At 47.5% G+C, this 12296-nt stretch carries 10 protein-coding genes; all 10 read left to right on the top strand.

Annotated features, from left to right (window positions below):
- Positions 1-45 precede the first annotated feature (45 nt).
- The 10 genes from MHI06_RS11465 (at position 46) to MHI06_RS11510 (ending at position 12112) form a co-directional block, all read left to right on the top strand.
- Positions 46-1329 (top strand): pitrilysin family protein, encoded by a 1284-nt coding sequence (locus MHI06_RS11465; protein ID WP_340401526.1) that lies wholly within the window; start codon positions 46-48, stop codon positions 1327-1329.
- Positions 1289-1735, top strand: coding sequence for a dUTP diphosphatase (gene dut / locus MHI06_RS11470; RefSeq protein ID WP_340401527.1), 447 nt, complete (start codon positions 1289-1291; stop codon positions 1733-1735). The genes MHI06_RS11465 and dut overlap by 41 nt, the downstream gene beginning before the upstream one ends.
- Positions 1736-1892: 157 nt before the next feature.
- Positions 1893-2792: a dipicolinate synthase subunit DpsA gene (dpsA, locus tag MHI06_RS11475; RefSeq protein ID WP_062833835.1), complete on the top strand. Its 900-nt coding sequence runs from the start codon at positions 1893-1895 to the stop codon at positions 2790-2792.
- A complete protein-coding gene (locus MHI06_RS11480; RefSeq protein WP_340401528.1) occupies positions 2789-3385 on the top strand; it encodes a dipicolinate synthase subunit B in 597 nt (198 codons plus the stop codon). Before dpsA ends, MHI06_RS11480 begins: the two co-directional genes overlap by 4 nt.
- A gap of 382 nt (positions 3386-3767) precedes the next feature.
- Positions 3768-4985, top strand: a complete 1218-nt coding sequence (gene dapG, locus MHI06_RS11485; protein WP_062833837.1) for an aspartate kinase — start codon at positions 3768-3770, stop codon at positions 4983-4985.
- Between the two features lie 47 nt (positions 4986-5032).
- Positions 5033-5911 carry a 4-hydroxy-tetrahydrodipicolinate synthase gene (gene dapA / locus MHI06_RS11490; RefSeq protein ID WP_169478454.1) on the top strand — a complete coding sequence of 293 codons (879 nt, stop codon included), beginning with the start codon at positions 5033-5035 and terminating at the stop codon, positions 5909-5911.
- A gap of 478 nt (positions 5912-6389) precedes the next feature.
- On the top strand, positions 6390-8069 hold the full coding sequence (locus tag MHI06_RS11495; protein WP_062833839.1) for a ribonuclease J: 1680 nt from the start codon (positions 6390-6392) through the stop codon (positions 8067-8069).
- Between the two features lie 213 nt (positions 8070-8282).
- Positions 8283-9056 carry an ATP-dependent Clp protease proteolytic subunit gene (locus MHI06_RS11500; RefSeq protein ID WP_340401529.1) on the top strand — a complete coding sequence of 258 codons (774 nt, stop codon included), beginning with the start codon at positions 8283-8285 and terminating at the stop codon, positions 9054-9056.
- Positions 9053-9283 carry a YlzJ-like family protein gene (locus MHI06_RS11505; protein WP_036609282.1) on the top strand — a complete coding sequence of 77 codons (231 nt, stop codon included), beginning with the start codon at positions 9053-9055 and terminating at the stop codon, positions 9281-9283. The genes MHI06_RS11500 and MHI06_RS11505 overlap by 4 nt, the downstream gene beginning before the upstream one ends.
- Positions 9284-9373: 90 nt before the next feature.
- The gene (locus MHI06_RS11510) at positions 9374-12112 is read left to right on the top strand and encodes a DNA translocase FtsK (RefSeq protein ID WP_340401530.1); all 2739 of its coding nucleotides are present in this window, start codon (positions 9374-9376) and stop codon (positions 12110-12112) included.
- Positions 12113-12296 lie beyond the last annotated feature (184 nt).

A 12296-nucleotide genomic window follows, 5' to 3' on the forward strand; every position in this document is an offset into this window, starting at 1 on the left:
CAAGGTTGAGATCAAGGCAATTATAGAGATGTAGGAGGGCCAACCATGAAAAAAATTCAGCTGGGCAATGGCCTCAGAGTTGTCATGGAACAGATACCGACCTGCCGTTCTGTGTCTTTCGGAATATGGGTCAAGACAGGTTCACGCAATGAGCAGCCTGCGAGTAACGGAGTATCACATTTTATTGAGCACATGTTGTTCAAAGGAACGGATCGTTATGATGCGAAGGCAATTGCGGAGCAGTTCGATGCGATCGGTGGTAACGTGAATGCGTTCACTTCCAAAGAATACACATGTTATTATGCTAAAGTGTTGGATGAACATTTGCCGATTGCGGTGGATGTGTTGTCCGATATGTTTTTCCGCTCCAAAATGGATGATGGTGAATTGATCAAGGAGAAAAACGTCATTCTGGAAGAAATCTCGATGTATGAAGATACGCCAGATGATATGGTTCATGATCTGATGGCCTTGGCCGCATATGGTGAGCATCCACTCGCATACCCTATTCTGGGTACGGAAGAACGCCTCAAAGCGATGGATTCAAGCCATCTGCGTGCATATATGAAGGAGCATTACACAATTGAGAACACGGTCATTAGTATCGCGGGTAATATTGATGACAGTGTAATCGAACTGATGGAGAAGCATTTTGGTGCTTTTGATGTAAATGGAGTAACGGAAGCAGTTACGATGCCGGCATTCCAAAGCGGACAGCTCTTTCACAAAAAGAAAACGGAACAGAATCATATCTGTATCTCGTTCCCGGGCTGTAAAATCGGAGATCCGCTTCAATTCGCTATGGTTGTTCTGAATAACGCCATTGGTGGAGGCATGAGCTCCAGACTGTTCCAGGAAATTCGTGAGAAACGGGGTCTTGCGTACTCCGTGTATTCCTATCATAGCTCTCATGCGGACAGTGGACTTTTCACGATATACGCGGGTACAGCACCGAAACAGACAAAAGAAGTGCTTGACCTGACCAAAGAGGTTCTGCGCGACCTGGCTGTAAATGGCTTGTCTGAAGATGAACTTCGTAAAGGAAAAGAACAGCTGAAGGGTAGCCTGATTCTTAGCTTGGAAAGCACAGGCAGTCGTATGAATCGTCTGGGTAAAAACGAGCTGATGCTTGGAAGACATCATACGCTGGATGAGATGATCACCAAGATTGAGCAAGTGACGATGGACGATATTAACGCGGTACTTGATCTGATGTTTGCCGAGCCGTTTGCACTTGCTATGGTTGGCGCTTCAGATAAGACGATTGCTGGATTGAGAAGGGATGATTTTGTTGCATTACGTTCAAATACAGAAACTGCCGGGCAATGAAGATATTAAGTTGCCACAAAAAATGTCGGAGCTGGCATCCGGCTTTGATGTAGTAGCTGCACTTCAGGAGGACGTTGTCCTGCAACCGGGTCAGCGCACGCTGATCCCAACTGGACTTGCGATGGCAATGCCAGCTGGATTGGAAGCTCAGATCCGTCCTCGGAGCGGACTGGCTTTCAAACATGGAATTACCTGTCTCAACACGCCGGGTACTATCGATGCGGATTATCGCGGAGAAGTTAAAGTGCTGTTGATTAATCTCGGTCAAGAACCGTTCACGATTGTACGGGGAGAGCGCATCGCACAGATCGTCTTCCAGACCGTGCCTGCGATTGAATTGACGGAAGTGAATGAACTTTCGGAAACGGTACGTGGCGAAGGCGGATTCGGTCATACGGGGAAATAATCAGCGTAAATATATCCATTCTTTAGAGTCGTCCCTAACAGGGGCGGCTCTTTTTTGCATTCGAGAAACGGACAGTGTAGTGCAATTATTGTTTTCACCCCGCTGTGGGCCCCTGCATACGATAAGGCATACATGTGGTGAAAGGAGTGACGTCCCGATGCTGACCGGAGTCCGGATTGTAGTCCTGGGCGGAGATGCGCGGCAGCTTGAAGTCATTCAAAAGTGCGCTGAGCTGGATGCAACGGTAAGTGTAGTGGGTTTCGATAAAATGGAGCGTTCCATTCCGGGTATCGAACACCAGGAACTGGAGGACGAAGTGTTTGCTTCGGCAGATGTACTGGTACTGCCTGTCGTCGGTTGCGATGATCAGGGAAAAGTAAGCACTTCGTTCAGTGACACGCCGATCTATTTGAAAAAGGAACATGTTGCAGCATTGCCGGAGCATTGCATTGTGTTCACAGGTATGGCGAAGCCGTTCCTGCGTGAACTTTGTCTAGATAACGGGCTGAGACTTGTTGAAGTACTTGATCGTGATGATATTGCACTTTACAACTCTATTCCAACAGCTGAGGGAGCCATCGCCATAGCTATTCGGGAGACGGACTTCACAATCCATGGTTCGGAATGCATCGTGCTTGGCATCGGTCGAACAGGGTTCACAATGGCCAAAACACTGCAGGGACTTGGGGCAAATGTACGGGTAGGGATCAGGCGGGAAGAGGATGTTGCTCGCGCGACTATAATGGGCTGGAAGCCTTTCATGACAACGGATTTGGCCGCTCAAACCGGGGAAGTTGACTTGCTTTTTAATACGATACCGACTATGATAATCACAGCACAAATCCTGTCCAGAATGCCGCAAAAGGCTGTCATTATCGACCTCGCATCCGCTCCTGGCGGCTGTGATTTCAGGTATGCCGACAAACGCGGTATCAAAGCGCTACTTGCGCCTGGCCTCCCCGGCATTGTTGCTCCAAAAACGGCTGGCGGCATTATTGCCGACGCGTTGATCCGTTTGCTTTTGGAAGAACAGAACGCACGGGAGGTTAAATCATGAACTGGCAGGGAAAAACGGTAGGTTATGCAATTACGGGTTCTCATTGTACGTTTGAAGAGGTTATGCCGGTAATTAGCCGCTTCGTGGCTGAAGGCGCCAACGTCATTCCGATTATTTCCAATTCGGTGCTGACGACGGATACACGCTTCGGTACGGCGCAAAATTGGCAAAAACAGTTGAAAGATATAACAGGTAATGATATCATTTCTACAATTGTTGAAGCGGAGCCATTAGGGCCTTCCAAGCTGCTTGATGTGCTGGTTATTGCTCCATGCACAGGGAATACCACAAGCAAGCTGGCTAATGCGATGACCGACAGTCCAGTGTTGATGGCAGCCAAAGCGCAGATGCGCAATCAGCGTCCGCTCGTGCTCGCCATTTCCACGAATGACGGTCTGGGCTTGAATGCTGCGAATATCGCAAAATTGCTCGTGGCCAAATATTTGTATTTTGTGCCATTCGGGCAAGACGATCCAGTGAAAAAACCAAACTCGTTAGTCGCCAAAATGGAACTGATTCCAGAGGCTTGCTGGAGTGCGCTTGAGGGCAAACAGCTTCAGCCGATGATTGTGGAGCGTTCTTCACAGGTTTGATGGAATGATGACAGGGTGACAACGTTTATGCGCTTGGAGAAATGAATAAGGGGTTTGAGAGACAAAGAAAATCATGGGGGACGATATGCTGGCTTGAACAGCTGCTTGTGTCCACGTTCCTGTCTATAAGGGCATTCCTGCTTGCCGACAGTAAAGGTTAAGCAAGCGGGAGAGGTCTATTGTGAATGTATGCGTCATGATCTCGATAACAACCGCGACCTTTGATTTGCGATTGTCCAAGACAATTTCAAAAAAAACAAGGAGCGGCATGGAATGCCGTATAAATTGCTGAAATTATCGCATCAGAACGCTCCCTAGAGTGATCCATTTGTTGATTTGACCCGTGTCCAGTCTTCTTGCGTACACAAATGGAGGAATAAAGATGCGTATCATGGTACAGAAGTTCGGAGGCACTTCTCTCTCCACTGTTCAGGCGAGAGAGCATGTGCTCCGTCACGTTAAACGTGAACTTGAGGCAGGATTGAGTCTGGTCATCGTGGTGTCTGCGATGGGGCGCCGCGGCGAGCCATATGCGACCGATACGTTGCTGGACTGGGCTGCACAGAACGGAAACGCACTATCCGCACGCGAAAAGGATTTACTGCTGTGCTGTGGTGAAATCATATCTGCGACGACTTTGAGCAGTTTGCTCGAACATGAAGGCATTCCAACTACAGTGCTGACCGGTGCACAAGCAGGTTTTGTGACGGACGACAATTTCGGGAATGCCCGGATATTGGATGTCCGTCCTGTTCGTGTGTTGGAGCAGCTTCAGCTTGGCCGGGTCGTTATTGTAACCGGATTCCAAGGTCAGACGGAGAACGGAGACTTCACGACACTGGGTCGTGGGGGAAGTGATACGTCTGCAACAGCTCTCGGTGCAGCATTACGTGCCGAAATGGTGGATATCTACACAGATGTGAACGGGATTCTCACGGCCGATCCACGGATTGTTGAGGATGCGCGTCCACTGACTGTTGTGAGCTATGCAGAGATCTGTAACATGGCCCACCACGGGGCCAAGGTAATCCATCCACGTGCGGTCGAGATTGCGATGCAATCCCAGATACCTGTACGGGTAAGATCTACTTTTGCAGACACGGAAGGAACGCTGGTTACGCATCCGGAAGGATTCCAGGATGTGCAGACAGGCATTGTTGACCGTTATGTAACAGGTATCGCCTATGTGAGCAATGTAACGCAAATTACGGTGGATGTACCTGGTGGTGCAGATCGATTGCAACTAAAAGTATTCAAAACCATGGCCGAGAATTCAATCAGCGTTGATTTTATTAATGTTACCCCCTCGGGAGTTGTCTATACAGTTTTTGACAGTGATTCCGAGAAAGCCATACATGTATTACAGGAGATAGGTCTCAAGCCACAAAGCCTGTCCGGTTGTGCCAAAGTTTCCGTCATTGGCGGAGGCATTAATGGTGTACCTGGAATTATGGCTCGCATCGTCGAGTCCTTGACACTGGCAGACATTCAGATCCTGCAATCGGCAGATTCGAATACAACGATCTGGGTACTCGTAAAAAAAGAAGATATGGTTCAGGCCCTGAGGGCACTTCACGCCTCATTCGAACTTCATTTGTAAGCAACTGAAGTTCGAGGAGCCAAACCTGTTTTGAAGGAGGAATCGAATTGGACTTTGGAAGATTGATTACAGCAATGGTCACTCCGTTCAATGAACAAGGAGAGATTCATTGGGAGGAAACGGCACGTCTAATCGACTATTTGATTGTAGATCAAAAGTCGGAGACGCTCGTGGTTTCCGGAACAACAGGGGAGTCTCCAACACTTAGTGATACTGAGAAAGTTCAATTATTCGAATTTGCAGTGAAACATGCGGCCGGTCGGTGCAAAATTATAGCCGGTACGGGAAGCAACAACACGGCACATTCCATCCATTTGACACAGGAAGCTGAACGTGCCGGAGTGGATGGCATATTGCTGGTTGTTCCGTATTACAACAAACCGAGTCAAGAAGGTCTCTTCAAACATTTTGAGGCCATTGCGGGCTCAACCAAGCTGCCTGTTATGCTCTACAACGTGCCTGGGCGTACAGTAACCAGCCTGTCAGCCGCTACAACACTTCGTCTGGCCCAGATTCCTAACATCGTAGCTACGAAGGAATGTGCGTCTATGGAGCAGGTTACGCTGATTGCAGCAAGTGCTCCGGAGCACTTTAGAGTGTATTCCGGTGATGATGCTTCAGGCTTGCCAGCGATTGCAGTTGGTGCCCATGGGATCGTCAGCGTGGCGAGTCATGTCGTAGGGGCAGAAATGAAGAAAATGATCGATGCCTTCTATGGCGGCGCGCCTGTTCAAGCTGCTCAGATTCATCAGCAGCTGTTCCCGGTGTTTAAAGGTCTGTTTGAGTGTCCACAACCTCTACCAAACCCGGTTGCGGTGAAATATGCGCTGACATTGCGTGGTTTGAACGTTGGATCTGTACGCTTGCCCCTTATTCCGCCAACGGAAGAGGAGCAGGTCTATATCAAAGGTCTGCTTAATTTGTAATCATTTAGGTTGCATATGGAACTATTTTATTAATCATGAGAATTTCCATCAGATCAGCAAAAGAACCGCTCCTCTTATTTGAGGTTGCGGTTCTTTTTTTGACGAGTAATGTGAGGTTTCTTTTTCATTGCTAAGGGGAAACCTACAGGTTAACGAGAGAGTGACTTGTTTTTTTTGTTTTTAATCATGTATAATGATGTCAAGTGACTGGGTGCGGTATTTTTTTGAAATTGAAAGCGACATCGTTTCGTGGTGTGGCTTTGCGGTGAAAAAGGAAGGAACGGCTAAGAGGGAATTTCAAATCCAACTTGTTGGGTGAAAGGGAATAACTTCGAAGAACTTCTTCCAGATATCGTGAATAAAGGTGTTCTTTTGCATTCATCCCGATAGGTGGGTATGTAATGTATGGACTACTTTTCTTAACTTACAATAAATAATAAGGTACGACGTCCAACTACCATAGGAGGTTTAGATTCATTTGTCTAAGAAAAATAATAACGATAAACTGATGATTTTTGCATTGGGCGGCGTAGGCGAGATTGGTAAAAATATGTACGTCATCCAATACGCTAACGACATTGTAGTCGTAGATGCTGGTCTTAAATTCCCTGAAGAAGATATGCTTGGTATTGATATTGTCATCCCTGACATTTCTTACCTGACTGAGAACCGTGACAAAGTAAGAGGAATTATCCTTACTCACGGACATGAGGATCACATTGGTGGTCTGCCATATGTTCTCAAACATCTGAATGTTCCTGTATACGGAACAAGACTCACGCTTGGACTTGTAGAAAACAAGCTGAAAGAAGCGAACTTGCTGGGTGAAACAAAACGTATTCTGATTGATGCGGATTCCGAGATTCAACTTGGAACTGCATTGAAAGCATCGTTCTTCGCTACTAACCATAGTATTCCGGATTCCGTTGGTGTATGTGTCGAAACACCGGAAGGTGCAGTTGTTCACACAGGTGACTTCAAATTTGACCACACTCCAGTCAATGGTCAATATGCAGATCTTCAGCGTATGGCACAGATCGGAACGAATGGCGTACTTGCGCTGTTGTCCGACAGTACGAATGCTGAGAAACCTGGATTCACACCATCGGAGAAAAATGTGGGTATTGTTCTGGAAGATATCTTCCGTAAAGCAAGTCAACGCGTTGTTGTAGCGACATTTGCTTCCAACGTACACCGTATCCAACAGGTAATCAACGCAGCAGAAGTAACTGGACGTAAAGTTGCAGTTATCGGACGCAGCATGGTCAATGTTGTCGGTATTGCTTCGGAACTGGGTTACCTTGAGATTCCAGACGGCATGATCATTGAACCCGAAGAAGTAGGCAAGATGGCTGCTGATCGTGTCGTGATTCTCTGCACAGGAAGCCAAGGCGAACCAATGTCAGCACTGACACGTATGGCTCGTTCCACGCACCGTAAAGTGGACATCCTGCCAGGAGACACTGTCATTATCGCAGCAACACCGGTTCCGGGTAATGAGAAATATGTAGGCCGTACGATTGATGAACTGTTCCGTCTGGGCGCTAACGTGCATTACAGCGGTGCTAACAGTGGCGTTCACGTATCTGGTCACGGTAGCCAGGAAGAGCTCAAACTGATGCTCAACCTGATGAAACCGAAATTCTTCTTGCCGATTCACGGTGAATTCCGTATGCAGCGTCGCCACGCGGTTCTTGCTGAATCTGTAGGTGTAGAACCTGAGAACATTTTCATTACGGATATCGGTGAAGTGATTGAAATTCAAGGTGGAGCAGCGCGTAGAGCAGGAAAAGTTACTGCAGGTAATGTGTTGATCGACGGCTTGGGTGTAGGCGATGTGGGTAACATTGTACTTCGTGACCGTAAATTGCTGTCACAAGATGGTATCCTCGTTGTCGTGGTAACACTGAGCAAACAGGATGGAAAAATTGTTTCCGGTCCTGACATCATCTCTCGCGGATTTGTGTATGTACGCGAATCGGAAGGACTACTGGATGAGGCCAACCGGATCGTTAGCAGCACATTGCAGAAGTTGATGAGTGAGAACGTTAACGAGTGGGCTTCACTCAAAACGAATGTTAAAGATGCACTGGGACGCTTCCTGTATGAGCAAACTCGTCGTAGACCGATGATTTTGCCAATCATTATGGAAGTTTAAAATAGGCTAAACAAAAACATATATTCAGGCACACAGTCGCCCCTTCTCTACGAGTAATATTGGACGGTTCCTCGTAGAGAAGGGGCTTTTTTTGCGTTTTTCAGGGTAATCGCCAATATGTGAAGCAATTTGATGTGTCGGGTATAAGGCGGTTGGAAAAATCCCCATACTAAGGAAATACATTAAATGTTTCTGGAGAAGGGGATTAATGAAATGAATGAACGTATGAATGGCAAGCAGGCGTCAAAATCCAATCAGCCGGAGGTTGAAGCACCGGAGATCCCGTTGCAAGAGGACAAGGATATCTCTCCTGTTACGGAGACTATTCAGCAATTTGGGCAGACACAGTCGCCAGCAGGTGAATCGAACATTTTCTGTATGACGATCATCGGACAGGTGGAAGGGCATTTAATTTTGCCACCACAAAACAAAACAACAAAGTATGAGCATATCATTCCACAGCTAGTGGCTGCAGAACAGAATCAGCGTATTGAAGGTATTCTGATCATTCTGAACACGGTAGGTGGAGATGTAGAAGCGGGTCTGGCCATTGCAGAGATGATTGCTTCCCTGAGCAAACCTACGGTGACTGTGGTCATTGGTGGAGGGCATAGCATTGGAGTACCGATTGCGGTAGCTTCAACGTATTCCTTGATTGCCGGAAGTGCAACGATGACGATCCATCCCATCCGTATGAACGGACTTGTCATTGGTGTACCTCAGACGTTTGAGTATATGGAGAAAATGCAGGAACGGGTTGTTCGATTCGTGACTTCTCATTCGAATATCTCTGAAGAGATGTTCAAAGAACTGATGTTTAAGACTGGCGAGTTGAATCGGGATATTGGTACAGCTGTAGGAAGTGCAGATGCAGTGAAACATGGATTGATGGATGCAGTGGGTGGGATTGGACAGGCTATTGCTCAGTTAAATCAGCTCATAGGAGACAAGAGACAAACCCTGCAGGCGGGAGGTTATACACAATGACACTATACACCGTGATGCCTCCTGAACAACTCTGGTCTGGAATGTGGAAAGAGGGCGAAGATACGAGGGAGATCAAGATGAATGGTTTGTTAATGCAAGTGAGGCCTGTGAATGACAATGAAGCCGTTATTGTGCGTTTACTGGATTGTCCGCTTGAAGCCTATCTCAATCCTGCCAATATGCCAGGTTCGACCATTCCGCTTTCAGGTAACTTGGGATCAGCATAACGCGACGAATTCAGACAAATTGAGCAGAAAAAGAACATATGTACGGACTATATTTGTATGGTATAATATTCTTCTGGGGGTGACCTGATTTTGGCCAGAAGAAAAAAGAGGAAAAAAAAGGGCGCTGGTTTTAGTGGCGTTTTAAAATATGAAATTTACGGAATTGTGCTGATTACCCTTGCTGTTATTGCATTATCGGGTGAAGCCACCGTTGGACGTTCGCTTTCCAAGATGTTCGGACTGATGCTTGGTAAGTTTTATTTTGCGATTCCACTTGTTGGTATTTATTATGGTCTCATGGTGATGATTCACCGGAAATGGCCGAGTGGCTGGACCACGCGCAAGACAGGACTTGTTTTGCTGGTCTTTGCTTTAACCCTGATGAGTACCGTCTCTGCAATGCACCAGAAGCTCATTCCGGTGGGTGCGCTTGAGCCTGGTGCTGTGATTACACAGGTACATAATGATATGCAAACCGAGTTGCTAACCCCTGCTGCGCCAGGTGAGAGGGACTCCATGCTTAACAAGGATATCAGCGGTGGTTATCTCGGGGCTGGGCAATTTGCCCTGTTCCTGTGGCTGTTCGGTAGCCTTGGGGCAAGACTCATCATGATCGTAATGTTTGTCATCAGCTTTATGCTGATTACGAATCTTTCTTATGTGGATCTGATTCGAATATTTCGAACGAAGGTCTGGGATGCCGGGAGTTCAATGTACAAAAAATTGGAGTCGAGGTCCTCTGCACGTTCTGCTACAGCTCCTGATGCCAGGAAGAAAGGGAATACCCGTAAAGTGGTACCTGTCCCTGTTGAAGATGATGAAGACGAGTATGAGGATGAATTAGAGGAACAGCATCTGCCTAAACGAAAAGCACCAATATTCTTCCAATTGTTTGGAAAATGGGGAGCTGACCGGGAACAGGCGAAATCAGGACGTGAAATCGATCAGGCGGATTCGGCAGAAACAGAACAGATTGTATACCGCGCCGAACAAGATCACCGTCCAGATGCTTGGCAGGATGCAACCGAAGACGTAGCGAATAAGTCCGCTTCATCACATGTTCCCGTTCAGGCTAAACCTAACTCTGCGCCGATTATTCGAGACTTTTTCGAGCATGTCAGAGCAGAAGATGCAAGTATTGAAGATGATCTGGATGATGCTTATCCATTCCCGGATGATCTCACCGATACCAACGCAGTTCAAGAGGGCGAGCATGCCATTAAAATAACAGATGAACTGGTAGAGACAGAGTGGTCTGCATCCGATGCGGGAACGGGCGTGCCGAATGCAGTGGATGACATTCAGAGTGGAGAAGAAGTGCCGAATGATACAACGCCGGGAACAGATAGTCCAACTCCCGAGGGGCAGGACGCACAACCAATCAAACCACCGCCTCCGCCACCGAAGCCGTACAAGCTGCCTTCATTCCGTCTCCTTGCCAAGCCGAACAACGGGAGCAAGGCGGGTGACCAGAAGGATTACATGCAGACAGCGCGCAAACTGGAAGCCACACTGGAAAGTTTCGGTGTTCGCGCCAAAGTACTTGAAGTGGTTCGGGGCCCTGCGGTTACAAGGTATGAGATTCAGCCCGATATTGGTGTCAAAGTCAGCAGGATTGTCAGTCTAACGGATGATATCGCGTTGGCTCTGGCGGCAAAAGATATCCGGATGGAAGCGCCGATTCCCGGGAAGTCCGCTATAGGTATCGAGGTACCTAATGGCGAGGTGTCGGTTGTAACGATGCGTGAAGTAATGGAGACAGCAACGTTCCAGGATGCAGAATCCAAAGTGACCATTGCATTTGGCCGAGATATCTCCGGACAGACGATCATTGGTAACTTGGCTCGTATGCCCCATTTGCTGGTCGCAGGTGCTACAGGTTCCGGTAAGTCGGTATGTATCAACGGAATTATTACCAGCATATTGTACAAAGCGAAGCCGGATGAAGTGAAGTTCTTGATGGTCGATCCCAAGATGGTTGAGTTGAACGTATATAACGGAATTCCTCATCTGATGGCACCGGTAGTAACAGATCCCAAACGAGCATCACTTGCGCTCAAAAAGATCGTGGTTGAGATGGAGAAAAGATATGAACTATTCTCCAAATCCGGTACGCGGAACGTTGAAGGCTACAACAATCTGATGAAAGATAATCCTGCGGCTGTTCTACCGTATATCGTTGTTATTGTGGACGAGCTTGCAGATCTCATGATGGTTGCAGCCGGAGATGTGGAAGATGCGATTGCGCGGCTTGCCCAGATGGCTCGTGCAGCCGGCATCCACTTGATTATTGCCACACAACGTCCTTCCGTTGACGTTATTACCGGGGTAATCAAGGCTAACATTCCTTCCCGGATTGCCTTCGGCGTATCCTCCCAAGTCGATTCCCGAACGATTCTGGATATGGGTGGGGCTGAGAAACTGTTGGGCCGTGGAGACATGTTGTTCATGCCAATGGGCGCATCAAAACCGGTTCGTGTACAAGGTGCATTTATGAGCGATGAAGAAGTCGAGAATATTGTAAACTACGTACGTGGTCAAGGTGAGGCGCAGTATGATGAGTCCCTTGTACCTGAGGTGGACGACTCTATCCAGGCTGAAGATGAAGTACAGGACGAGTTATACGAAAAGGCAGTACAGATTATTCTGGAGGCCAAGCAAGCGTCTGTTTCTCTGCTACAACGTCGAATGCGAGTAGGATACACCCGTGCCGCACGTTTAATTGACTCGATGGAAGCTCGGGGTGTAATCGGTCCTTACGAGGGTAGCAAACCAAGGGAAGTACTGGTTTCACTTGAACAGTATCAGCAGAATAAAATAAGCTCGTAGTGTAACATGTAACATGGTTACAACGAATCGTTTAAGCCCTCAACCTTATTGGTTGAGGGCTTTTTGCTTACCCATCGGACTGAAGTTTTGCCATCTACTCCAAAGATCGGATGTTTTGGTGCATAGGAAGCAAGCAGGCTTGTCATAATAACATTAGCGATTCTGTTAATCCCACAAGAGAAAG

This window comes from Paenibacillus sp. FSL H8-0079, from assembly GCF_037991315.1.
Taxonomy (GTDB): Bacteria; Bacillota; Bacilli; order Paenibacillales; family Paenibacillaceae; genus Paenibacillus.

Coding starts and splice junctions, on each gene's coding strand:
- MHI06_RS11465 (WP_340401526.1), top strand. CDS start 46: ATGAAAAAAATTCAGCTGGGCAATGGCCTCAGAGTTGTCATGGAACAG.
- dpsA (WP_062833835.1), top strand. CDS start 1,893: ATGCTGACCGGAGTCCGGATTGTAGTCCTGGGCGGAGATGCGCGGCAG.
- MHI06_RS11480 (WP_340401528.1), top strand. CDS start 2,789: ATGAACTGGCAGGGAAAAACGGTAGGTTATGCAATTACGGGTTCTCAT.
- dapG (WP_062833837.1), top strand. CDS start 3,768: ATGCGTATCATGGTACAGAAGTTCGGAGGCACTTCTCTCTCCACTGTT.
- MHI06_RS11500 (WP_340401529.1), top strand. CDS start 8,283: ATGAATGAACGTATGAATGGCAAGCAGGCGTCAAAATCCAATCAGCCG.
- MHI06_RS11505 (WP_036609282.1), top strand. CDS start 9,053: ATGACACTATACACCGTGATGCCTCCTGAACAACTCTGGTCTGGAATG.